Genomic DNA, 23392 nt, shown 5'->3' with positions numbered 1-23392 from the left:
AAAGCTTCCACTACCTGTGTGCGGAACCGTGACATGAACGACGCTTCGACGATCTACGCCTGGGAAGGCATCAACCGCAAAGGGCGCAGGGTGACCGGAAAAACAGTCGGCCATGACCTTGCGCAGGTCAAGGCCCAACTGCGCCAACAAGGGATCTGCCTCGATCATGTGCGCAAGCAAGCCCAAGGCTTGCCAATGCTCGCTCCTGCCATAAAACCCACCGATATTGCGCTGTTCACTCGTCAACTGGCGACGCTGCTCAAGGCTGGCATCCCCTTGCTGCAAGCATTCGACGTCATCCGGGAAGGTGTCGAAAACCGACAACTGCGCGAATTGGTCGAGGGGCTGAAACACGAGATCGCCGCCGGCAGCAATCTGGCTGCCGCGCTGCGCAAGCACCCGCGCTGTTTCGATGAGTTGTATTGCAACCTGGTTGCCGCCGGCGAACAGGCCGGCGCCCTGGAAACCCTGCTGGAGCGAGTGGCAATCCATCTTGAAAAAAGCGAACGGCTCAAGGCCAGGATCAAGAAAGCCATGACCTACCCTATCGCGATACTGGTGGTTGCCAGCCTGGTCAGTACACTGCTGCTGATTCATGTGGTGCCGCAGTTCCAGAACCTGTTCGCGGGCGTCGACAGCCCATTGCCCGGCTTTACCCTGTGGGTCATTGCCCTGTCCGAGTTCCTGCAGCGCGCCTGGTGGTTAGTGGCACTGGGCCTGGGCGCGACGATTGCCGGGCTACGCCTGGCCTACCGGGCCTCCCCTGGCTTTCGTCACAAGCTGGAAGCGGGTTTGTTGAAACTGCCCCTGGCAGGCACACTGCTGAAGAAGTCCGCCATCGCCCGCTATGCTCGCACCCTCTCCACTACGTTTGCAGCAGGCGTGCCTCTGGTGCAGGCATTGAGCTCGGCAGCCGGCGCCGTCGGCATCGGCCCCTTCAAAGAGGCGATCGAACGTATGCGCCACGATGTAGCCACAGGCATGCAACTGAACCACTCCATGGCCGCCAGCGGTTTGTTTCCAGGCATGGCGATCCAGATGACGGCCATCGGTGAAGAGTCCGGCACGCTGGACGGCATGCTGGAAAAAGTCGCGAGCCATTACGAGGCCGATGTGGACCACTTGGTCGATAACCTCACCAGCCTGATGGAGCCGCTGATCATGGTGGTGCTGGGCGGTATTGTCGGTGCGCTCGTCATCGCCATGTATCTGCCGGTCTTCCAATTGGGGAGTGCATTTTGAGCATGCTGCTCGCTGAACGCCCATGGGCCTTCGTTGCAACCGCGCTGATGCTGGGCCTGATCGTCGGCAGCTTCCTCAATGTGTTGGTGTGGCGCCTGCCGAAAATGCTCGAACGGGAATGGCGTGCCCAGGCCAATGAAGTCCTCGGGCTGCCAGCTGCGCCTGTCGGGCCTGCCTACAACCTGATGCGCCCCAACTCCTGCTGCCCGCACTGCAATCAGCCGATTCGTCCCTGGGAAAATATCCCGCTGCTCAGCTACTTGATGCTCAGGGGGCGTTGCGCCCATTGCCGCGAGCCCATCAGCGCCCGCTACCCGTTTACCGAGCTGGCCTGCGCCCTCATTTCGGCCGCCACTGCGTGGCACTTTGGTTTCGGCTGGCAGGCCGGTGCAGCGATGGTGCTGAGTTGGGGCTTACTGGCCATGAGCCTGATCGATGCGGATCATCAACTATTGCCGGACGTGCTCGTGCTGCCACTGTTATGGCTAGGCCTGATCCTCAACAGTACCGCCTTGCTGGCGACACTGCCCGATGCGCTGTGGGGAGCGGTCATGGGCTATATGAGCCTGTGGACGGTGTTCTGGCTGTTCAAGCTGATCACCGGCAAGGACGGCATGGGCTATGGCGATTTCAAATTACTGGCCATGCTCGGCGCCTGGGGGGGTTGGCAGATTCTGCCGATGACGCTGCTGATGGCGTCGCTGCTGGGGGTTTTTGCCGGGCTGATGCTGATGCATTTGCGCAAGTCCCGGGTATCGACGCCGATGCCGTTTGGTCCTTGCCTGGCGATTGCCGGCTGGATTGCATTGCTTTGGGGTGGTCAAATAACAGACTTCTATTTGCAGTCTGTCGGTTTCAGATGACCACTTCTGTCGAAACACCCTGGATTCTTGGCCTCACCGGCGGCATAGGCAGTGGCAAAAGCGCCGCTGCCCAGCACTTTATCGACCTCGGTATCGACCTGGTAGACGCCGACCATGCCGCCCGCTGGGTCGTCGAGCCCGGCCGGCCGGCACTGGCGCGCATCACCGAACACTTCGGTACCGGCGTGTTGCTGCCCGACGGCCAATTGGATCGCGCCGCGTTGCGTAAACTGATCTTTGAAGTTCCTGAAGAGCGCCTCTGGCTGGAAGCTTTGCTGCACCCACTGATTGGCGAGGAGATTCGCAGCCACCTGGCGCGTGCGCAATCGCCCTATGCGATCCTGGTGTCACCGCTGCTGATCGAGTCCGGCCAGTACAGCATGACCCAGCGCATTCTGGTGATCGACGTGCCGCAATCGCTGCAGATTCAGCGTACCCTGCAGCGCGACGGCATCAGCGAACAGCAGGTGCAGGCGATTCTCAAGGCCCAGTCCAGCCGTGAAGACCGCCTGAACCATGCCGATGACGTGCTGGTCAATGACCAGGACCTCGCCTGGCTGCACAGCGAGGTCGAGCGATTGCACCACTTTTACCTTACTTTGCGTGGAGGCCGATCATGAGCCAACCCTTGACCGTCGAATGCCCAACCTGCGGTGCACCCGTGGAATGGAAGACGACCAACCCCAACCGACCGTTCTGCTCGGACCGCTGCAAGCTCATCGACCTGGGTGCCTGGGCGGCCGAAGAACACAAGATTCCCGTGGCCCCGGATGCCGAAGACGAACTGTTCTCCGAAGACCTGCAGCCGCGCCACTAAGGCCGCATAAAAGCGTATTCCTGCTGGTCGTCGAGGTTCTCTGCAAGATATTGCAGCTCGTCGGCCAGGTCTTCGAAAGTGCGCACGCCCTTGCTCTGTTGCACCACCGCACTGAGCATGGCGCGCAGGGTCAATCCCGGGTCAAAACCGATTTCCTGTGCCGCGTCCTGGCTTCTGCGCAACTCCTGCCGTGCCCACTCATACACACTCATGATCCGTACTCCTGGAAAATTGGGCAGAGCATGGGCCCGCCGGATTGCCCGCGATTTGATCTGGGTCAACGCTGCGGATCGTCGTCCTTCCAAGGTGCCGAGAGGTAGCGGGTGCGGTTGAAAGTCTCCAGCCATTCAGGGCTGAACACCACCAGGGCACTGATCACCATGCCGTTGATAAATGCTTCGGGGAAGATGATCAGCCATAAGTAACCGACGAAGTCCTCCAGCCATTCCGGCATCGCAAAACGGCCGTCGAACCACAACAGGCCCAACGCGGCCAACAGGCAGAGCAACGCCGATAGCGCTGCGGCGAAAAAGCCCGAGCAAAAGATATACACAAAAGGGTTACGCGGCTGTGCTCGCTCCACCAGCAGCGCGCAGCCCTCGGTGACCAGCACCGGCAGTACGATCAACAACATGCCATTGATGCCAACGGCGGCCAGATCCTGGCGCCCCAACAATACCAGGCCCATTTGCGCGGCAAGGCCACCGACGATTGCCAAGGGCCAGTCGAGCAACAGGGTCACGGCGGTCATGCCGATAAAGTGATAGGAAACCCCCGTGTCGAAATCCCGACGCACCAGCCACAGCATGAACAGCGCAAACACCGTACCGAACAGTAAATGCTGGCGCCGGCGATCAGCGAACAGCTCGACCCAAGGCGAACGCAGGACCGCCCACAGCACCAAAGGCGCGTACAACAGCCAGCCGAAGCCGAGGGTTGCCGGCGCCAAGACCGCTGCGCCGATCACGGGGATACTCCTGCTGCAAATAGCCTCATGACGCATGTCATCCCTGGGGTCACTGTCGGGTGACCAGTCTACACCGCTGTTTTAAAGCAAGACTTCCTGTGGTCATCATTTGAACGCTAAGCTGCAGACATGGATGATTCAGATTATTTGCGCCTGCTCACCGTAGCGGCCGAACAAGCCAATGCATTCTTGTCCAATGCCCGCAAATGGGAGCGTGAGCGTTGGGTCTGCCAGCGCCTGCTGCAAGGCTTGAATGTGCCCTACCGGGCTGAAGAGTTTCACCCTGCCGGGCAAGAGCCGCCGGACGTGCTGTTTCGCGACGCCAGTTTCGAGGTCTTTTTTGTTCTGGACGAAGGCCGACGCCTGAACGACGAATGGCGCGATGAGCTACTGCGCCGGCGCAGTGCGTTTTCCCTGAGCCAGCTGGTTCGGCGCGAGGCCAAGCCGCGACGCATTCCCGCCCATGAGTTTCTGCTGCGCCTGGCCCCCACCTTGCGCAAGAAAGCCCATAACTACAAAGAACGCGGCATGGACCTCGGCGAGCTGGACTTGATTGCGTTCACCAGCCTCAAACGTGAAGTACTGGACCTCAACAGCCACTTCCCACCGCCCACCGAATACCTGCGCCAGGGCTGGCGTTCGCTGTCGTTGGTGGGGCCGACCTTCGCACGGGTGCTGTTCGCCCATCCGGACGCACCGGATTTCTTGCGTAACAACCTGGGTCGCAGCATAGTATTCGACGTGGGCATCAGCCTGTGACACGGGCACAGGCTACGCTTGTGGCGATGCCGCCAATCCCCTGACTGTAACGTGGCGCCCTTTTGCAACGTCTACCTGACGAGGCCTTTATGACCAGCCGCCTGAACCCCGATGACCAACAGCATGTCGAAGAGTACCTGCAACTCTCCCAGAACCAAGTCGAGCGCAAGCCTTTCCGGCCGTGGCTGCTCCTTGGTGTGGTGCTGGTGGCGGTGATCGGGCTCGGTTTGCTGAGCCGCCTTTTGAGTTACCTCACGCTATGAGCTGCCTGGCGCTCGCGGGGGTGACTGCTCCGATTTCTTTTAGCCTTGCGAGATATCCCCATGACCCATCGTATTATTATCGTCGGCGGCGGCGCCGGCGGCCTGGAGTTGGCTACCCGCCTGGGTAAGACTCTGGGCAAGCGCGGCATCGCCAGCATCACATTGGCCGATGCCAACCTGACCCATATCTGGAAACCGCTGCTGCACGAAGTGGCTGCCGGCTCGCTGAACTCTTCGGAAGACGAACTCAATTATGTCGCCCAGGCCAAATGGAACCACTTCGAGTTCCAACTGGGGCGCATGAGCGGGCTCGATCGTGAACAGAAGAAGATTCAGCTGGCCGCCACCCTCGATGAAGAAGGCCGTGAGCTGGTGCCTGCGCGCGTGCTGAGCTACGACACCCTGGTGATCGCAGTGGGCAGTACCACCAATGACTTCGGCACCGAGGGCGCGGCGCAACACTGCCTGTTCCTCGACACCCGTAAGCAGGCCGAGCGCTTCCATCAGCAGTTGCTCAACCACTATTTGCGCGCCCACGCAGGCCAGACCGATGTGGAAGAAAAAATCAGCGTCGCCATCGTCGGCGCCGGTGCCACCGGGGTTGAACTGGCCGCCGAGCTGCACAATGCCGCCCACGAGCTGGCGGCCTACGGCCTGGACCGCATCAAACCGGAAAACATGCACATCACCTTGATCGAAGCCGGACCGAAAGTCTTGCCCGCACTGCCGGAGCGAATCAGCGCGCCTGTGCATAAAACCCTGGAGAAACTCGGGGTGACCGTGCTGACCAACTCGGCGGTCAGCGAAGTGACGGCAGATGCCCTGATCACCAGCAGCGGCCAGGTGATTCCGGCCAGCCTGAAGGTATGGGCCGCCGGTATTCGCGCCCCCGGTTTCCTCAAGGATATCGATGGCCTGGAAACCAACCGGATCAACCAACTGCAAGTGCTGCCGACGCTGCAAACCACCCGCGACGAGAATATCTTCGCGTTCGGTGACTGCGCCGCGTGCCCGCAACCGGGCACTGACCGCAATGTGCCGCCACGGGCCCAAGCGGCTCACCAGCAGGCCTCGTTGCTGGCCAAGTCTTTGAAGCTGCGGATCGAAGGCAAGGATCTGCCGTCGTACAAGTACACTGACTACGGCTCGCTGATCTCGCTGTCGCGCTTTTCCGCCGTGGGTAACTTGATGGGCAACCTGACCGGCAGCGTCATGCTGGAAGGCTGGCTGGCGCGGATGTTCTACGTGTCGCTGTACCGCATGCACCAGATGGCGCTGTACGGCTTCTTCCGCACAGCGATGCTGATGCTCGGCAGCAAGATCGGACGTGGTACCGAGCCGAGGCTCAAGCTGCACTGATTAATGCCGGCGTAAAAAATCCCCCTATCGTTCGATAGGGGGATTTTTTTTGCCTGAGTAGCGACCGGCACCCCGCCCAAGAGGCTTCGATCTGGCGGTGAGAGCGGTAACCACCGTCCCTGCCACGACCATCGATCAAGAATACGCCCCGCCCAAATTGATAGCATTTAGCTATCAAGTCCGTACCTATTCCTAACTGGATGGGGCACCAGACTTGGACGTACCTTCACCTCCAACGTGGTGGCTTAATAGCATCATTCGCACCAATCCAGGCCCACACAGGGCATATATCGAGCTAGCCATGAAAAAACCGGTCTCCCTGGCGACACGCATAGGGCTTAGCTTCGCAGCCATCCTTGCGCTTCTTATAGTCATAACCGCCGTCGGGATTCAGCGCGTTGCATTTATCGATTCCACGTTGAGCGACGTCAGCGAAAACGCAGCGAAGGTTCAGCGCTATGCCATCAATTTTCGTGGCAGTGTCCATAACCGCGCCATTGCGATCCGAGACGCGGTGCTGGTAGAGAGCGACCTTGATCTGGAAAAACACCTCACGGAAATCAGGACCCTGGAAAAGGCCTACTCAGACTCGGCGGCGCCTATGGATCAGTTGTTCAAAGGCTTAAACGTGAGGGGCGAGGAAGCCCGGTTACTGAGTGCTATCAAGGACATCGAGCAACAAACCCTGAAATCCACCCAGGCGGTCATTTCCCTGCGCCAGGCTGGCGACGTATCGGGAGCCCAGGCACTGCTGATGCGTCAAACTTCTTTGGATTACAGTGAGTGGTTAAAGCGCGTTAATGCGCTCATCGACTACGAAGAGGCGTCAATCAAGGCGAAGCTTGGCGCGGTGCAGGCGACCGCAAGCCAGTTCAGTACGCTGATGTTGATCGCGACCGGTATCGCCCTGATGCTGAGCGTCATGCTGTCGGTTGTCATTATCCGATTCGTTAAATCCACGTTAGGCGCCGAACCCACCGAGGTCGCATTGGCCATAGAACGGCTGGCCGCTGGTGAGCTGAATCAGGCTATCTCAACGAACTACCCTGACAGTGTCATGGGTGTCTTGAAAGACGCGCTTAGCCATCTGGCCGAGACTATGCTGCAAGTGCGCAGTGCGGCACGAGAGGTCAACCACTCGTCCACGCAGTTGTCTGCCACCTCATCGGTAAATAATGAACAGATCAGCCTCCAAATCCGCGAAGCCGAGCAAGTGGCTGCAGCTATCACGCAAATGGCTGCAACGGTTACTGAGGTGTCAGGATACGCCGCTCAGGCAGCCGATGCCTCCAGGCTTGCTGATACTGAAGTGGAAAGCGGCAATCAATTGGTTGCAAGCACGACCCTCTCCATCGAACAGTTGGCGGTTAGTCTGGAGCAGACCACGAGTACCGTGAATCAGGTCTCCAAACACAGTGAAAATATCGAGTCAGTGATCGACGTTATCAACTCCATTGCCTCGCAAACCAATTTGCTTGCCTTGAATGCAGCCATTGAGGCCGCGAGGGCTGGAGAACATGGGCGCGGATTTGCGGTTGTCGCTGATGAAGTGCGTTCGCTGGCCAGCCGTACGCAGCAGTCAACCGAGGAAATTCGGGAGATGATCAGTACGCTGCAGTTGGGCACTGAAACCGCCGCGCAAACAATGCGTGACAGTTGCGAGATGGCGAGCCAAACGGTGGCACTCACCCGCAAAGCGCAAAGTGCATTGGGCAGGATCAGCGAGCAAGTGGGCGCCATCAGTCATATGAACGCCCAGATCGCCAGCGCCTCGGAGCAACAGAACGTGGTTGCCGATGAAGTGGCTCAAAACATCAACCGTATTCACGGCTCCACGGTGCAGTCCGCCGCAGGGTCATGCCAAGTTGCGACGGCGAGCCTGGAGCTCTCGCATTTGGCGGATCGCCTGACCGAGAAGGTGGCGTTCTTCAGCGCGGCTTAGGGTATTCAGCCAGGCAGAAGGGTTCAACACGCCATTCCTTATTGCTATCGATCGGCGCTTGGACGCGGTCCTCAAGACTATAATCTCGAACTACTTGGGCTATACGCAGGTGATAGTCATCGAAAACCTGCCTACGGCCAGCTAATTGGGCAGCACGATGCAGCTCAAGGCCGCGCCACCGCTTGATAGCTTCCTCGTCACGCCAGAATGACAGTGAGAGAACCTTTCCCGGTTCACTTAGGCTTTGGAAACGCTCGACCGAGATGAAGCCATCCAACTCTGCCAGCAATGGTTTCAGTTCAGCAGCAAGATCAAGATACCGCTGGTATTGCTGCTCATGAGGCCATGCCTCAAAGATAACTGCGATCATTGCTGAGTTTCCTGATCACGATAAAACTTAGGGATGCGGCCATTAAGGGACGGCAAATAGCGCCACCGATAAGGACGATCAAACGGGGTTGATTGGCGATGTAGCCATACCAAAATCGTCTGGGAGGCGATAGTCAATGCAAGTTGCTGACCTGGACATTCATGTCTTCCTGAGCCGAAGCTGAAGGTTCGTCGTTGCGTTCGATTGAGCAAGAAGCTATCGGGGTCTGGGTTCGCGCAGGCATCCCTGTTGGCTGAAGCGAGCAGCAATAGAACGGTATCGCCCGCCTCCAGTACGCGGCCCCTGATAGTGCATCGCTTTGCTACGAATCGCCGGGTGTTTTGCACTGGTGAGTCGTAGCGCGCTACCTCTGCCACCAAGTCTGCAACCATCATCGGCGTAAGTTGCATCTCCTCAATCAGGTCGGGGTTGCGATGGAGCGCTACGAGGGTATTGCCGATCAAGCCTGCTGTGGCTTCGCAGGTCTGTGACAATAGACCAATAAGATTAGCGATAAACGCAGGATGATCTCCCCAGGCCGTGGCCTCGCATCCGCTCCGGATATGGCTCAAGAAGCGGCTACATTTATCGTCGCTGCTTAGCAGCGCGGTGAATAATTCGCTTAGCCGAGTGGCCCCGGCATTGGCTTTACCGAGCTGAATTTCGTCGCTTAACGGCGATAGGCAAGCAACAAAATCCCGTGTCAGCTTCGCGACTTCCTGCAGCCGGCTGGATGGAAGGCCTATTAAGGTGGCAATGACGGAAACCGGCAACGTGAACATCAGCTCATCTACATTGTCGACCGGGTTATCGAGGATATCGACCACGCGTGACACGATGTCTTCGATGTTTTCTGTCTCTACAGAGGCCAAGGCAGGCTCGATAGCCATCCTGGGGCACAGGTGCGGCGGGCCCTCGTTCATGCGCATCAAACGACCGAAGATCACTCCTGCCATGCCCCGCGCGATGGCGGGAGGAATCGGCTCGTTTAGCGGACGCACGCAACAATCGGGATGCCCCAGAATGGCTTCGACAAACTCGGCATCACTTGCAATCCATAAACGAAGATCTGCATCGAATAACAGGCCGTTTTGTCGCCTGAGCCCTGAGTAATAAACGTAGGGATCAGCATGAGTAGCTGCTTCAAAAGGCGTCATTCCGCAAGTCCTGTTCACAAAGAACGACTACTATCGAACACCCTTCACGCCAACGATTCGCTCAGGAACGAAATATGGACGCTCAAAGCAATGACACCGCGATTTCTCGGGTAGCCGGCGCCATTGCCGAACCGGCGAGGACGAAAATGCTTTGTTCGCTGATGGATGGGCACGCGCGTACCAGTACCGAAATGGCCGTCATCGCCGACGTTAGTGCTTCCACGGCGAGTGCGCATTTAGCAAGATTGAAAGAAGACGGGTTGGTGAGGTTGCACACGCAAGGCAGGCATCGCTACTACAGCCTGGAGAACGCGCAAGTGGCCCAGGCTATTGAGGCCCTCATGGTGATAGCCCAAAACGCGGACACGCAATATGTTTCCACGACCCCAACCCGATTGCAGTTCGCGCGTACTTGTTATGACCATATGGCAGGAACACTGGCTGTAAAACTGCACGACCATTTCATGGGTGCGGGCTGGTTAACCGCGCCGGTCGCTGGGGAGAGTCTGTATCAGCTCACTATGAGCGGCGAAAAAGCGATGACAGCGCTCGGTATCGAGATAGAAACGGTAAGGGCACAGCGACGTCGTTTCGCGTGCTCATGCTTGGACTGGAGCATGCGGCGCCCTCATCTTGCGGGAGCACTCGGAGCAGCTTTTCTACAGACTGTCATAAGCCGCAAGTGGGTTATCCAAGACCTTGATAGTCGGGCACTTGCATTGACATCCAAAGGACGAAAGGAGCTGTCTGGCCGATTCGGGATCGTGCTTGAAGACAAAGATATAGAGAGGTCAGTCATGCGAAATGGAACACCACTCGCCGAACCGGCATTACCGAAATGACTACAGCTTCCTTGAACTGAGCCTCTATCAACAAGCGAGCACTGCTTCGCGTGTTACGTCTTAAATCAGCGTGTATCAGCGGGACGCTTACGCAAAAGTGCCGGGTCAAGTTTGGAATGCTGTTGCAGGATAAAACTGGCGCGGCGCATACGGATGCGCAGGAACCGCGCAAAAAAAAGCCCGGAGGCACACGCAAATGCACCACCGGGCAAAAACGAAGCGACCAGCTTCAGAAACGTGGTTTAACGATTTTCCACTCCGGTTGATAGCGCTGCATCTGTTTCACGTCGTCGCGCTGGCGAATGCCGCAACTGAGGTACTGATCATGCAGCTTGCCCAGTTGGTCATGGTCCAGCTCAAGGCCAAGCCCCGGTGCACGAGTGATCCGTACGCAGCCGTCGACGATCGGCAGCTTGCCTCCCTTGATCACTTCTTCATCCGGTTCTTGCCACGGGTAGTGGGTGTCGCAGGCGTAATCGAGGTTGGGCACCGATGCGGCGACATGGGCCATGGCCATCAGGCTGATACCCAGGTGCGAGTTGGAGTGCATCGACACACCGAGGCCAAAGGTCTGGCACATCTTCGCCAGTGCCTGGGTGTCGCGCAGGCCGCCCCAGTAGTGGTGGTCGGCGAGCACAATCTGCACGCTGTTCAAGGCGATGCTGCGGCGGAATTCGTCAAAGTCGGTGACCACCATATTGGTCGCCAGGGGCAGGCCAGTACGCTTGTGTAACTCGGCCATGCCGTCCAGGCCAGGGGTCGGGTCTTCGTAGTATTGCAGGTCATCGCCGAGCAGCTCGGCCATGCGAATCGAAGTTTCCAGGGACCAATTGCCATTCGGGTCGATACGCAGCGGCACGCCGGGAAAGGCCTTTTTCAAGGCCTTTATGCATGCCACTTCGTGCTCGGGTTGCAGCGCACCGGCCTTGAGCTTGATGCTTTTAAAGCCGTAAGTTTCGATCATGCGCCGGGCTTGGGCGACGATCTGTTGCTCGTTGAGGGCTTCACCCCAACTGTCGGGTTTATAAGGTGACTCGATGTGTTCGGCGTATTTGAAAAACAGGTAGGCGCTGAACGGAATCTGGTCGCGAATCGCCCCACCGAGCAGGTCCACCAGCGGTACATTCAATGCGTGCGCCTGCAAATCGAGAAAGGCCACCTCAAACGCCGAATAGGCATTACTCACCGCCTTGCTGGCATGAGAACCCGGCGCCAGTTCCGCCCCGGCCAGGCTCGCCGGTTTGTGGGCGGCCACCGTGGCTTGCACGATGGCGCGCAATTGGTTGAGGTTGAACGGGTCGAGACCGATCAGTTGCGATTGCACCTGCTGCTGGATCGCCAGTGCCGGGGCATCGCCGTAGCTCTCGCCCAGGCCGATGTAGCCGGTGTCGCTTTCGACCTCGATGATCGAGCGCAGTGCAAAGGGTTCGTGAATACCACTGGCGTTGAGCAAGGGCGGGTCACGGAAGGCAATCGGAGTGACGGTAACGCGGACAATTTTCAAGAGGCGGCTCCCTGTGGACCTGAACGCAAGGCGTGGTGACGAGTAGAAGGTGTTGACGCGGGAGGCACCCCGCCCTGTGGCGTGGTGCGGGCAAAAAACACCACCACGGCGGCCAGTAACGAGGTTGCGGCGAGGCCGTACAAGCCACCCTCGATGGAGCCGGTGGTCTGCTCGAGCAAACCGAAGGTCGTGGGCGCGACGAAACCGCCCAAATTGCCCACCGAATTGATCAGGGCAATCACCGCCGCCGCGATCCGCGCATCCAGGTAGCCCTGGGGGATCGGCCAGAACAGTGCCGAGGCCGCCTTGAAGCCAATCGCGGCAAAACAGATGGCGACAAAGGCAAACACCGGCCCACCGGTGGTGGACATGAACATGCCGAAAGCGGCGATCACCAGCATCAGTGAAACCCACGCCTGCTGGTGCTTCCATTTGCTGGCCAGGGTGGCAAATCCGTACATGGCGACGATCGAAATCAACCAGGGGATCGAATTGAACAAGCCCACCTGGAAGTCGCCCAGGTTGCCCATTTTCTTGATCATGCTGGGCAGCCAGAACGTGGCGCCGTAAATAGTCAGGGCGATGGAGAAGTAGATAAAACAGAACAGCGCGATCTGTTTGTCGGCGAGCAACTTGAACATCGACGGCCGCACATTCTGGCTCGCTTCGCGCGCCTGCTGCTCCAGCGCGATGACACGGGTGAGTGCATGTTTTTCTTCGTCGCTCAGCCACTTGGCCTGATGGGGGTGGGACTGCAACCAGAACCACACAAAGCCGCACAACACGATAGAAGCAAAGCCTTCGATCAGGAACATCCACTGCCAGCCATGCAGGCTCAACCCGCTGACGTTGAGCAACGCCCCAGACACCGGCCCGGAGATCACCGAGGCGATGGCCGAACCACTGAGGAAAATCGCCATGGCTTTGCCGCGCTCGGCGGCCGGCAACCATTGGGTGAAGTAGTAGATGATGCCGGGGAAAAACCCGGCTTCGGCAGCGCCGAGCACGAAGCGCAGGATGTAGAAGCTGGTTTCACCTCTGACAAAAGCCATCGCCATCGCCGCCGCGCCCCAAGTGAACATGATGCGCGTCAACCAGGCCCGCGCGCCGTAGCGTTGCAACAGCAGGTTGGAGGGCACTTCGAAGATCGCATAACCAATAAAGAATAGCCCGGCGCCCAAGCCGTAGGCCGCCGCGCCAATACCCAGGTCGGTCTCCATGTGGCTGCGCACAAAGCCGATATTGACGCGGTCGATGTAATTGACGATGAACATCACCACAAACAGCGGCAGTATATGGCGCTTGACCTTGGCAGCCGCGCGGGCGAGCACCGTCGGGTCAGGCGGATTCTGGAGGGTATCCACGGGCAACTCCCATTCATTGTTTTTTTAAGGGACGCACGGATCATGGACGCCGGGGATTGTTCCCGTCTAATCTAACTTGGCATCCGATTGATACCAGGATTAGATCAATGTTCGAGCTAACACAGCTGCGCTGTTTTACTACCGTGGCGACCGAGCTGAATTTCCGCCGCGCCGCCGAACGGTTGAACATGACCCAGCCACCGCTGAGCCGGCAGATCCAATTGCTGGAACATCACCTGGGGGTTGAGCTGTTTACCCGTACGACCCGCAGCGTCGCCCTCACCGCCGCCGGCCGTGCGTTTTTCGTCGAGGCCCAGAACCTGCTGGAGCGCGCGCAGCAAGCGGCCGTGACCGCTCGGCGCTTTGCCGAAGGCGATATCGGTACGGTCAATATCAGTTTCGTTGGCAGCGCGGTGTATGAGTTCTTGCCCAAGGTGATCGCCGAGGCGCGGCTCAAGCAGCCCCACGTCAAGATCGACCTGTCGGAGATGAACACCTACCAGCAATACGAGGCCCTGCGCGCCCGGCGCATCGACCTCGGCATCGTCCGCGCCCCGTTGCTGGAACCCGGCTACGCCACCGAATGCCTGGTTCGCGAACCCTTTGTCTTGGCCGTGCCAAGCAGCCACCGGCTGGCCCAGGCAGCGACGGTCAGCGCACAGGACCTGGATGCCCAACCTTTCCTGATGTACGCCCACGCCGCCTACCCGCCGTTCAACGAGCTACTCACCGGCCTGCTGCGCTCCGCCCGCGTGGCACCGGAATACGTGCAGTGGCTGGGCTCGTCCCTGACCATCCTCGCGCTGGTCAACGCCGGCATGGGCCTGGCCCTGGTGCCCCGGTGCGCTAGCAGCGTGGTATTCAAAAACGTGGTGTTCCGCGATATCGACCTGGGCGAAGGCGCGCAGAGCGAGTTGCACCTGATCTGGCGCGAAGACAATGACAACCCGGCGTTTGCCATGCTGTTGGAGGGCATACGCAATGCGGTTCGTGAAGGGTGAGCCTGAGCGGCAGCGGGACCGCGAGCAGCTTCCCTATGAGGGCAGTTGAGCTAACAGAGATTGAGGCTAAGAAGAGCGAAAAAAACGAAGCCTGTGAACATGAATCGATGAACAGCCACGTTCATTCAATCATGGGCTCAAGATTCGCGGCATGAGCCCGATGAACAAACGAAAAAAGGCGCCATAAAGGCGCCTTTTTTCTTTGAATATGGTCGGGGTAGGGGGATTCGAACTCCCGACATCCTGCTCCCAAAGCAGGCGCGCTACCGGACTGCGCTATACCCCGGAAAAAAGGCGACCTTTCAGTCGCCTTCTTCGATCAGCGCTTTTGGCCTCTGATCTTAAGATTCGATTCCAGCGTTAACTGGTCTCAAAAATGGTGGGTCGTGTGGGATTCGAACCTACGACCAATTGGTTAAAAGCCAACTGCTCTACCAACTGAGCTAACGACCCAAATATGGTCGGGGTAGGGGGATTCGAACTCCCGACATCCTGCTCCCAAAGCAGGCGCGCTACCGGACTGCGCTATACCCCGGTTTTGAATTGGCTCCGTGACCAGGACTCGAACCTGGGACCCAATGATTAACAGTCATTTGCTCTACCGACTGAGCTATCACGGAACTACATATTCAAATGTACAACTTTTGCAGCGATGTAACCTTCTCTTCGACTTGTCCGTATCGCTACGTTCATGTCTCTGAGGCGCGCTATTCTACAATCTTAAAAACCCCTGTCAACCCTTTAAATTGCTTTTAAGACAATGATTTGCGCTTCTTTCTGATTTCTTCTTGGGGAGAAGAAATCCGTGGGCTGACGTTGTTGCGGGGCGCACTTTACAAGCCTTTGCCTTACAGTTCAACGCCCTATCGAAAAAAAAGGCTCCGCAATGCGGAGCCTTCTCTTATTGCAGAACTGGCCAGGCTTAATGGAAGACGATTTCGTCGTTCTCCACCGTGGCCTTGACGCTGGTACCCGGCATAAAGCTGCCCGACAGGATCAACTGGGCCAGCGGGTTTTCGATCCAGCGCTGGATCGCACGTTTCAAAGGCCGTGCGCCATACACCGGGTCGTAACCGACTGCGATCAGCTTGTCCAACGCCTCACCACTCAACTCCAGGTCAAGATCGCGCTCGGCCAGGCGACCTCGCAGACGCCCCAACTGGATCTCGGTGATGCCCGCGATCTGATCGCGTGCCAGAGGCTCGAAGATGACCACTTCATCAACCCGGTTGATAAATTCGGGACGGAAGTGACTGGTCAACGCGTCCATAACCGCAGCACGTTGTGCCTCACGATCACCCACCAGCTCCTGGATCTGCGCCGAGCCCAGGTTGGAGGTCATCACGACCACCGTATTACGGAAGTCCACGGTACGCCCGTGGCTGTCCGTCAGGCGGCCATCTTCCAGCACTTGCAGCAGGATGTTGAATACATCCGGGTGGGCCTTCTCGACCTCATCCAGCAGGATCACCGAGTAAGGCTTGCGCCGCACGGCTTCGGTCAGGTAACCGCCCTCCTCGTAGCCCACGTAGCCTGGTGGGGCGCCGATCAAGCGAGCCACCGAGTGTTTCTCCATGAATTCGGACATATCGATCCGTACCATGGCCTCTTCGGTATCAAAGAGGAACTCGGCCAACGCCTTGCACAACTCGGTCTTACCCACACCCGTCGGGCCGAGGAACATGAATGAGCCGCTCGGACGATTCGGGTCGGACAAACCTGCCCGCGAACGGCGCACTGCGTTGGACACCGCGACCACCGCCTCTTCCTGGCCGATGACACGTTGATGCAACAGGCTTTCCATTTTCAACAGCTTGTCACGCTCGCCCTCAAGCATCTTCGACACCGGAATGCCGGTCCACTTGGAGACCACCTCGGCAATTTCCTCCTCGGTCACCTTGCTACGCAGCAATTGGTTCTCGCTGTGGCCATGCTGGTCGACCATCTGCAGGCTGCGCTCCAGGTCCGGGATCACCCCGTACTGCAATTCGGCCATGCGGTTCAGGTCACCTTTACGACGCGCAGCTTCCAGTTCCTGACGGGATTGCTCAATTTTTTGCTGGATCTGTGCAGAACCCTGTACTTCGGCCTTTTCCGAGGTCCAGATTTCTTCCAGGTCCGAATACTCACGTTCCAGGCGGACGATTTCTTCCTGGAGTTTTTCCAGGCGTTTCTTCGCCGCGTCATCCTCTTCCTTCTTAAGAGCCTGGGATTCAACTTTCAGTTGAATCAGGCGTCGATCCAGACGGTCGAGCACTTCCGGTTTGGAGTCGATCTCCATGCGAATACGGCTGGCGGCCTCGTCGATCAGGTCAATAGCCTTGTCCGGCAACTGACGATCAGTGATGTAGCGATGGCTCAATTTAGCCGCCGCAATGATTGCGCCATCAGTGATCGCCACCTTGTGGTGGACCTCATAGCGTTCTTTCAGGCCACGCAGGATCGCGATGGTGTCTTCTTCGCTCGGCTCTTCCACCAGCACTTTCTGGAAACGACGCTCAAGAGCCGCGTCCTTTTCGATGTACTGGCGGTACTCGTTAAGCGTGGTCGCGCCAACGCAGTGCAACTCACCCCGTGCCAACGCCGGCTTGAGCATGTTGCCGGCGTCCATCGAGCCTTCGCCTTTACCGGCGCCGACCATGGTGTGCAGCTCGTCGATAAACAGAATGATCTGCCCTTCCTGCTTCGACAGCTCGTTGAGCAGGGATTTCAGACGCTCTTCGAACTCGCCACGGAACTTGGCACCGGCGATCAACGAGCCCATGTCCAGGGACAACAGGCGCTTGCCTTTAAGACCATCCGGCACTTCACCATTGATGATGCGCTGGGCCAGACCCTCGGCGATCGCGGTTTTACCCACGCCGGGCTCACCGATCAGCACCGGGTTGTTCTTGGTACGACGTTGCAGGACCTGGATGGTGCGACGGATTTCATCGTCACGGCCGATTACCGGGTCAAGCTTGCCTTCTTCGGCACGCTTGGTCAGGTCAACGGTGTATTTGTCCAGTGCCTGACGCGACTCCTCATGGTTGGGGTCGTTTACCGCGTCGCCGCCACGCAGGTTGTTGATGGCATTTTCCAAGGCTTTCTTACTGACGCCCTGACCCAGCAGCAATTTGCCGAGTTTGCTGTTTTCATCCATGGCGGCGAGCAGCACCAGCTCGCTGGAGATGAATTGGTCACCTTTCTGCTGGGCTAGACGGTCGGCCTGGTTGAGCAGACGCGCCAAGTCCTGCGACATGTTCACGTCGCCGGTCGGATTCTGGATTTTCGGCAGTTGGTCGAGCTCTTTGCTCAACTCCTTGCGCAGGCTGTTGACGTCAAAGCCCACCTGCATCAGCAAAGGTTTGATAGAACCACCTTGCTGCTCCAGGAGCGCCTGCATCAAGTGCGCTGGCTCAATGGCCGGGTGGTCAAGGCCCACCGCCAATGATTGGGAATCAGATAAAGCCAACTGCAATTTGCTGGTTAAACGATCAATACGCATTAGTCACCTTCCTTTTGAGCAGGCCGGAGCTACAAACACATCCTGAATGAAGAAACCTGCCAGATAGCCCTATAGATGTGGTCGATTCTGGGAGATTCAAGCTGTGGATAGTTGACTTAGATCAGGAGAGTCTAGCGCTCAAGCCAGATCAGGGAGGCAAACCGACCGGTGCGAGGGTGGCGGCGGTAAGAAAAGAAGCGTGGGTCGGTCACGGTGCAGAAACCGCCCCCATAAACAGCAGTGACACCTCGCGCAGCCAGACGCAATCGCGCCAACTGGTAGATGTCGGCCATGTATTTGCCGGGATTGCGGCTGGGCAAAAAGGCCTGCTCGGTCATCGGCAACTGCTGCATGAAGGCATCACGCACTTCCGGGCCCACTTCAAAAGCTTGCGGACCAATGGCAGGGCCGAGCCAGACCAGGACGTCGGCAGGTTCGGTATCCAGGCTTTCGAACGCCGCCTCCAACACCCCTGCCGCCAGACCGCGCCAACCTGCATGGGCCGCCGCGACCCGAGTGCCGGCACGATTGCAGAACAACGCAGGCAGGCAGTCAGCAGTCATTGAAGTGCAGGCAATGCCCGGGGTACTGGTCCAACTGCCATCAGCTTCGGCGACGCAGCCGGGATCGGCCTCGACCACGACCACGCCATGCACTTGGCGCAGCCAGGCTGGCTGAATATTAAAGGCCTCGGAAAGGCGACGACGGTTTTCAAGGACGGCCTCCAGGCTGTCCTCGACATGATCGCCCAGGTTGAGGCTGTCGAACGGCGCCGGACTGACGCCGCCCGTACGGGTGGTGACGCAAGCTTTCACCTGAGCCGGCGCAGGCCAGTCAGGAATCAGCCAGTCACTCATCCGATAAACGCCTCGCGATCCTGCTTGAGCAGCGACAACAACCAGACCAGGTCGTCTGGCAGAGGCGATTCCCAGCTCATGCGCTTACCGCTCGTCGGATGATCCAATTCCAGGAAGCGTGCATGCAACGCCTGGCGCGGGAAGTTTTTCAGCGACTCAACCATGGTTGCACTGGCTGCCGGCGGAATGCGGAAGCGACCACCGTAGGCAGGATCTCCGACCAACGGGAAGTTGATGTGCGCCATGTGCACGCGAATCTGGTGAGTACGACCGGTTTCCAGTTTGACCCGCACATGGGTATGGGAACGGAAACGCTCCAATACACGGTAGTGGCTTACGGCCTGCTTGCCGCCTTCCATCACCGCCATACGCTGGCGCTGCTGGCCGTGGCGACCAATAGGGGCATTGATCTTGCCGCCCGCGACCACGACGCCGATCACGATGCACTCGTAGATCCGGCTGACACTGCGGCTCTGCAACTGTGTGACCAGCTGCGTCTGCGCCTGAATGGTCTTGGCTACCACCATCAAGCCGGTGGTGTCCTTGTCCAGACGGTGCACGATGCCGCAGCGCGGGACATTGATGATATCCGGCACGTGATGCAACAGGGCGTTGAGCAAAGTGCCATCAGCGTGCCCGGCAGCCGGGTGAACCACCAGGCCTGCGGGTTTGTTGATGACCAGGATGTCGTCATCTTCATAGACGATGTCCAGCTCAATGTCCTGGGCAACCCATTCTCCCTGGGCTTCCTGCTCGGCAGTCAGCTCAAGAATCGCACCGCCATGAACTATGTCTCGCGGGCGGATAACCGCTCCATCCACAGTCAGGCGGCCGTCTTTGATCCAGGCGGAAAGGCGCGAGCGCGAGTGCTCAGCGAATAATTGTGCGGCGACTTGATCGAGGCGTTGGCCGCCCAATTCGGACGGCACCTCTGCGCGAAGTTCAATTTTATCGGACATGCTCAGACTAGGCGTGGCACAGCCTTTGGTTTCGGCTGCGCGCTTGTGGTTAAATACGGCGTCTTTTGCCCCGAGGCTTTCAACGGGGCGCTCATCATAACAGGACGGCCCCGCCCAAGACAGCGGCCGTCATAGGGACGCAAGCCGCCATGCAAGTGAAACACCTGCTGCTGATCGCCATCCTCGCCATGACTGCTGCTTGCTCGTCAACAAAGGACGTCGTCGACGAAAACCTGAGCGAAGTCGAGCTTTACCAGCAAGCTCAGAAAGACTTGGACAATAATAGCTACACCAGCGCCACAGCGAAGCTGAAGGCCCTGGAGTCGCGCTATCCGTTCGGACGCTATGCCGACCAGGCCCAGCTCGAACTGATCTACGCCAACTACAAGAACGCCGAGCCGGAAGCTGCCAAGTCCGCCGCCGAGCGTTTTATCCGCTTGCACCCGCAGCACCCGAACGTGGATTACGCCTACTACATGAAGGGCCTGACCTCGTTCGACCAGGACGTTGGCCTGCTGGCGCGCTTCCTGCCGCTGGACATGACCAAGCGTGACCCGGGTGCTGCCCGCGACTCCTACAACGAGTTCGCCCAGCTGACCAGCCGCTACCCCAACAGCCGCTATGCGCCGGATGCCAAGCAACGCATGATCTACCTGCGTAACCTGTTGGCGTCCTACGAAATCCACGTAGCCCACTACTACCTGACCCGTCAGGCGTACGTGGCCGCTGCCAACCGTGGCCGCTATGTGGTGGAAAACTTCCAGGAAACCCCATCCGTGGGCGATGGCCTGGCGGTAATGACCGAGGCTTACCAGCGCCTGCACCTGGATGCCCTGGCGAGCACCAGCCTGGAAACCCTGAAGCTTAACTACCCGGATCACCCGAGCCTGAAAGACGGCCAGTTCGTGCCTCAGGTCGCCGAAGCGGACAACCGTTCGTGGCTGAGCAAGTACACCTTGGGCCTGATCGAGTCCCGTCCACCGCTGCCGCCGGGCGAAACCCGCGCCAACCAGGACGTGGTCAAGCAGTTCCAGGACGCGAAAGATGCCATTCCTTCCGACCTCAAGCCGCACGACGAAAACGGCGATGTGATCGAAGAGCAGGCACCGCAAGCCCTTGGCAACAACGAAGACCGTTCGTGGTTCAGCTACATGACCTTCGGTATTTTCGACTGATCGGTCCAGGCAGTAATGGAAGGGAGCCCGCAGGGCTCCCTTTTTTGTGGGCAGGCATTTTACGCTGTGCGCCTGCCACGTCCTTGGCTAAACTGGCGCATTCCCTGTCGAGAAGCTGCTTACCATGGTTCGTCTACTGTTCTGGATTGCCGTCATTGCTGCCGCGGTATGGTTCTGGCGCAAATTCAAAAGCCCGACCGCTAAACAGCAACGGTCCAGCGAACTCGATGCCACGCCGATGGTGCGTTGCGCGCACTGCGGCGTACACCTGCCGCAGGACCGCGCACTGAGCGTACGCCAGGAGTGGTACTGCACCCAGGCGCACCTGGAACAAGGTCCGAAGCCTAGCCAGCGTTGAGGCGACCAGCAGGCGCGTAAGGTGCCGGCTCGATAATCGGTGCATGGCCCAGCAGCAAGTCAGTGAACAACTGGCAGGACGCGGGTGCGAGCACCAGGCCATTTCTGTAATGCCCACAATTGAGCCACAGCCCCTTGAAGCCGGGTACCTCGCCAATGTAGGGAACACCTTCCGGCGAGCCTGGCCGCAAGCCCGCCCAATGGCCCACCACCTCAGCGTCGGCCAACGCGGGAATCAACTCCACTGCCGAGGCTTTGAGGCTTTCCAGCGCCGCTTCGGTCGGCGTCTTGTCGAAGCCCTCATGCTCTAACGTGCTGCCAATCAATATGTGCCCGTCACGACGCGGGATTGCATAGCGCCCTTTTGCAAGGACCATGCTCGACAAAAAGTCCGAGGCGCATTTGTACAGGATCATCTGGCCTTTGACCGGCTCAACGGGTAGCGCCAAACCCAGCGTCCCCAGCAACTCCCCACTCCAGGCTCCCGCCGCGAGCACGACCTGATCGCCGCAAACCCGCCCGGCCGCCGTTTCGACGCCCACTACGGTGTCGCCCTCCAGGACAAAACCTGCCACCTGACACTGTTCGTGAATCGTCACGCCGGGCAACGCCAGCAATGCCGCCTTCAAGGACTTGACCAATCGCGGGTTGCGCACATTGGCGACATCAGCCATGTAGATGGCCTGGGAATAACCAGCCCCCAGCACCGGCACGGCATCATGAGCCGCCGACACATCCACTTTGCTCAGCGGGCGCCCTTCACGGGCAGCCCAGGCTAATGCTTCAGCCTCATCTTCCAGGTCAAGCCAGTACAAGCCCGTGGTATGAACCTCCGGATCAACACCCGTGGCGGCAAACAATCGTTGCGCCAGCTGTGGATAAAAGTCCTGGGACCAATGGGCCAAAGCGGTAACGGCCGGGCTGTAGCGCCACGGGTACAACGGTGAAACGATCCCGCCCCCGGCCCACGAAGACTCTTGCCCAAGCCCCCCACGCTCCAGCAGCACGACAGTCTGCCCTTGGGTGGCCAGGTTGAACGCGGTCAACAACCCGATTACTCCGCCGCCGACAATTACCACTCGCTGTTGCTTTGCCATCATTTGATCCAGCCGATATATAGGGATAGGCGCACCCGGCGCTCATTCTTCCAGCATTCTCATTACTGCCCCCAACACGTCTTGCGCGACATTCCTGGCAGGGCTCCCGGGTTGCTTCGCACGCCGGTACTGCTCAAGCTGAATTCGCCGCACGCGTCGTCCGCCATGACTGAATCGACGATGGGCGTGGCAAGCAGGTCAAAATCCTGGGGAGTCAATACAGCGCTGATTCTATAGTGATCATTGCCTGTACTGACCGCCTCTGCACCAATAAAAGTGCCGTTCCGGGTGTAAAAGCGCTCCAGGTACTGGGCCTGTTCGGTCAACAGTGCTGCGACTTGACCGCGATAAACCTTTTTCACATGTCCGGTATATCCGGGATAAGCGACCCCGGCCAAAACCGCGATGATCGCCATGGCAACCAGTAACTCGATCAGGGTAAAACCCTGGCTCTCCATGCTCATCCGATTGCTCCTTATTGAAGTTGCCGCCATAGGATTCGTTGAAACCGCGCACGCCCTCCCTCCTCCACCCGCGCATATACGCTCTCGAGTACCGTGCGCGATTGGCCAACCAGCCCGACCGCTGTCACCCGAAACAACTGCGCCGAGGTTTGCGCCGGCAAATGCACAAGCCCCAGGCCATCGCCTATGGACTGAATGCCAAAGAATCCACCGTCCGAGGCGATCCAGTTAACCGCCGAGACAGGATTCGTCCCGGCCCCCATCAGCGAAAACGCCTCCTCGGGTGGCGAGCATGTGATGATTGAGTGGCATTCGGGGAGCGCGTCGCCACCTCGCCTTACCGTCACCTCCCCCACCCTGAGGCCGCTTTCGGCGCTTTGAAACGATTGATTGCGATGCCACAAGCTGCCAGCGACTTTTTGCTGGGATATCGCACCTTGCATCGATGACAAGCCGACCAGTGATAACAGCAGCAGGAATACCAGGCTGACCAACAACACCATCCCTGCCTGACGCAAATGAATACCGCCAACTGTGCTCGTCACG

Annotated in this window: 24 protein-coding genes and 4 tRNA genes; 12 read left to right on the top strand and 16 right to left on the bottom strand. The window is 58.7% G+C overall.

Going from position 1 to position 23392, the window contains the following annotated elements; translation table 11 throughout:
* Window positions 1-33 precede the first annotated feature (33 nt).
* From M5B97_RS15810 to yacG, 4 genes are read left to right on the top strand one after another with little or no spacing between them, the layout of a single operon-like run.
* Window positions 34-1242: a type II secretion system F family protein gene (locus tag M5B97_RS15810; RefSeq protein WP_248731977.1), complete on the top strand. Its 1209-nt coding sequence runs from the start codon at window positions 34-36 to the stop codon at window positions 1240-1242.
* Window positions 1239-2105: an A24 family peptidase gene (locus tag M5B97_RS15805; protein WP_248731976.1), complete on the top strand. Its 867-nt coding sequence runs from the start codon at window positions 1239-1241 to the stop codon at window positions 2103-2105. Before M5B97_RS15810 ends, M5B97_RS15805 begins: the two co-directional genes overlap by 4 nt.
* Window positions 2102-2725, top strand: a complete 624-nt coding sequence (coaE, locus tag M5B97_RS15800; protein ID WP_123714521.1) for a dephospho-CoA kinase — start codon at window positions 2102-2104, stop codon at window positions 2723-2725. Before M5B97_RS15805 ends, coaE begins: the two co-directional genes overlap by 4 nt.
* Entirely contained in the window at window positions 2722-2922 is a 201-nt protein-coding gene (gene yacG / locus M5B97_RS15795) for a DNA gyrase inhibitor YacG (RefSeq protein WP_123714520.1), read from the top strand. Before coaE ends, yacG begins: the two co-directional genes overlap by 4 nt.
* Here the strand turns inward: yacG and M5B97_RS15790 are convergent.
* Both M5B97_RS15790 and M5B97_RS15785 read right to left on the bottom strand, forming a co-directional pair.
* Complete coding sequence (locus tag M5B97_RS15790) at window positions 2919-3134, bottom strand: hypothetical protein (RefSeq protein WP_025856597.1); 216 nt, start codon at window positions 3132-3134, stop codon at window positions 2919-2921. The genes yacG and M5B97_RS15790 overlap by 4 nt on opposite strands.
* A 65-nt stretch (window positions 3135-3199) precedes the next feature.
* The gene (locus tag M5B97_RS15785; RefSeq protein WP_134658749.1) at window positions 3200-3889 is read right to left on the bottom strand and encodes an energy-coupling factor ABC transporter permease; all 690 of its coding nucleotides are present in this window, start codon (window positions 3887-3889) and stop codon (window positions 3200-3202) included.
* Window positions 3890-4018: 129 nt separating this feature from the next.
* On the opposite strand from M5B97_RS15785, the gene M5B97_RS15780 reads away from it, so the two are divergent.
* The 4 genes from M5B97_RS15780 (at window position 4019) to M5B97_RS15765 (ending at window position 8212) form a co-directional block, all read left to right on the top strand.
* Window positions 4019-4648: a DUF1780 domain-containing protein gene (locus tag M5B97_RS15780; protein ID WP_053254334.1), complete on the top strand. Its 630-nt coding sequence runs from the start codon at window positions 4019-4021 to the stop codon at window positions 4646-4648.
* A gap of 89 nt (window positions 4649-4737) precedes the next feature.
* Window positions 4738-4911 (top strand): DUF3094 family protein, encoded by a 174-nt coding sequence (locus tag M5B97_RS15775; RefSeq protein WP_090366854.1) that lies wholly within the window; start codon window positions 4738-4740, stop codon window positions 4909-4911.
* A 60-nt stretch (window positions 4912-4971) separates the two neighbouring features.
* A complete protein-coding gene (locus tag M5B97_RS15770) occupies window positions 4972-6270 on the top strand; it encodes an NAD(P)/FAD-dependent oxidoreductase (protein WP_123714518.1) in 1299 nt (432 codons plus the stop codon).
* 301 nt (window positions 6271-6571) lie between these two features.
* On the top strand, window positions 6572-8212 hold the full coding sequence (locus M5B97_RS15765; RefSeq protein WP_134658753.1) for a methyl-accepting chemotaxis protein: 1641 nt from the start codon (window positions 6572-6574) through the stop codon (window positions 8210-8212).
* Here M5B97_RS15765 and M5B97_RS15760 read toward each other — a convergent pair.
* Window positions 8199-8582 (bottom strand): antibiotic biosynthesis monooxygenase, encoded by a 384-nt coding sequence (locus M5B97_RS15760; protein ID WP_134658755.1) that lies wholly within the window; start codon window positions 8580-8582, stop codon window positions 8199-8201. The two genes, M5B97_RS15765 and M5B97_RS15760, sit on opposite strands and share 14 nt — an antisense overlap.
* Entirely contained in the window at window positions 8579-9739 is a 1161-nt protein-coding gene (locus M5B97_RS15755; RefSeq protein ID WP_248731975.1) for a cytochrome P450, read from the bottom strand. Before M5B97_RS15755 ends, M5B97_RS15760 begins: the two co-directional genes overlap by 4 nt.
* A 74-nt stretch (window positions 9740-9813) precedes the next feature.
* Here M5B97_RS15755 and M5B97_RS15750 point away from each other — a divergent pair, with 74 nt between their 5' ends.
* Entirely contained in the window at window positions 9814-10581 is a 768-nt protein-coding gene (locus M5B97_RS15750) for a metalloregulator ArsR/SmtB family transcription factor (RefSeq protein ID WP_248731974.1), read from the top strand.
* 229 nt (window positions 10582-10810) lie between these two features.
* On the opposite strand, the gene M5B97_RS15745 is transcribed toward M5B97_RS15750, so the two are convergent.
* Together M5B97_RS15745 and M5B97_RS15740 are read right to left on the bottom strand one after the other, a co-directional pair.
* On the bottom strand, window positions 10811-12085 hold the full coding sequence (locus M5B97_RS15745) for a glucarate dehydratase family protein (protein ID WP_248731973.1): 1275 nt from the start codon (window positions 12083-12085) through the stop codon (window positions 10811-10813).
* A complete protein-coding gene (locus tag M5B97_RS15740; protein ID WP_248731972.1) occupies window positions 12082-13449 on the bottom strand; it encodes an MFS transporter in 1368 nt (455 codons plus the stop codon). The genes M5B97_RS15745 and M5B97_RS15740 overlap by 4 nt, the downstream gene beginning before the upstream one ends.
* 107 nt (window positions 13450-13556) lie before the next feature.
* Here M5B97_RS15740 and M5B97_RS15735 point away from each other — a divergent pair, with 107 nt between their 5' ends.
* Window positions 13557-14450 (top strand): LysR family transcriptional regulator, encoded by an 894-nt coding sequence (locus M5B97_RS15735; RefSeq protein ID WP_123714513.1) that lies wholly within the window; start codon window positions 13557-13559, stop codon window positions 14448-14450.
* Window positions 14451-14659: 209 nt separating this feature from the next.
* Here M5B97_RS15735 and M5B97_RS15730 read toward each other — a convergent pair.
* The 7 genes from M5B97_RS15730 to rluD all read right to left on the bottom strand — a co-directional run bounded on the left by M5B97_RS15730 (window position 14660) and on the right by rluD (window position 19753).
* Window positions 14660-14736: transfer RNA gene (locus M5B97_RS15730), tRNA-Pro, on the bottom strand.
* Between the two features lie 91 nt (window positions 14737-14827).
* Window positions 14828-14903, bottom strand: a tRNA-Lys gene (locus tag M5B97_RS15725).
* A 5-nt stretch (window positions 14904-14908) separates the two neighbouring features.
* Window positions 14909-14985: transfer RNA gene (locus tag M5B97_RS15720), tRNA-Pro, on the bottom strand.
* Between the two features lie 9 nt (window positions 14986-14994).
* A tRNA-Asn gene (locus tag M5B97_RS15715) sits at window positions 14995-15070 on the bottom strand.
* A gap of 302 nt (window positions 15071-15372) precedes the next feature.
* Window positions 15373-17937, bottom strand: coding sequence for an ATP-dependent chaperone ClpB (clpB, locus tag M5B97_RS15710; RefSeq protein ID WP_123714512.1), 2565 nt, complete (start codon window positions 17935-17937; stop codon window positions 15373-15375).
* A 131-nt stretch (window positions 17938-18068) separates the two neighbouring features.
* Entirely contained in the window at window positions 18069-18794 is a 726-nt protein-coding gene (gene pgeF, locus M5B97_RS15705; protein ID WP_248731971.1) for a peptidoglycan editing factor PgeF, read from the bottom strand.
* Window positions 18791-19753 (bottom strand): 23S rRNA pseudouridine(1911/1915/1917) synthase RluD, encoded by a 963-nt coding sequence (gene rluD, locus M5B97_RS15700; RefSeq protein ID WP_105697438.1) that lies wholly within the window; start codon window positions 19751-19753, stop codon window positions 18791-18793. Before rluD ends, pgeF begins: the two co-directional genes overlap by 4 nt.
* Window positions 19754-19902: 149 nt before the next feature.
* Between rluD and M5B97_RS15695 the strand changes: the two genes are divergently transcribed.
* Entirely contained in the window at window positions 19903-20928 is a 1026-nt protein-coding gene (locus M5B97_RS15695) for an outer membrane protein assembly factor BamD (protein WP_123714510.1), read from the top strand.
* 124 nt (window positions 20929-21052) lie between these two features.
* The gene (locus tag M5B97_RS15690) at window positions 21053-21286 is read left to right on the top strand and encodes a PP0621 family protein (protein WP_123714509.1); all 234 of its coding nucleotides are present in this window, start codon (window positions 21053-21055) and stop codon (window positions 21284-21286) included.
* On the opposite strand, the gene thiO is transcribed toward M5B97_RS15690, so the two are convergent.
* From thiO to M5B97_RS15675, 3 genes are all read right to left on the bottom strand, one after another.
* A complete protein-coding gene (gene thiO, locus M5B97_RS15685) occupies window positions 21273-22382 on the bottom strand; it encodes a glycine oxidase ThiO (RefSeq protein WP_248731970.1) in 1110 nt (369 codons plus the stop codon). The two genes, M5B97_RS15690 and thiO, sit on opposite strands and share 14 nt — an antisense overlap.
* Window positions 22383-22444: 62 nt before the next feature.
* Entirely contained in the window at window positions 22445-22846 is a 402-nt protein-coding gene (locus tag M5B97_RS15680) for a type IV pilin protein (RefSeq protein ID WP_248731969.1), read from the bottom strand.
* Window positions 22847-22857: 11 nt separating this feature from the next.
* The gene (locus M5B97_RS15675) at window positions 22858-23349 is read right to left on the bottom strand and encodes a PilX N-terminal domain-containing pilus assembly protein (RefSeq protein ID WP_248732062.1); all 492 of its coding nucleotides are present in this window, start codon (window positions 23347-23349) and stop codon (window positions 22858-22860) included.
* Window positions 23350-23392: the final 43 nt, after the last annotated feature.

It is taken from the genome of Pseudomonas sp. MWU13-2517, from assembly GCF_023242545.1.
In the GTDB taxonomy this organism is placed as follows: domain Bacteria; phylum Pseudomonadota; class Gammaproteobacteria; order Pseudomonadales; family Pseudomonadaceae; genus Aquipseudomonas.
This window is presented reverse-complemented; position numbering and strand designations above follow the sequence as displayed.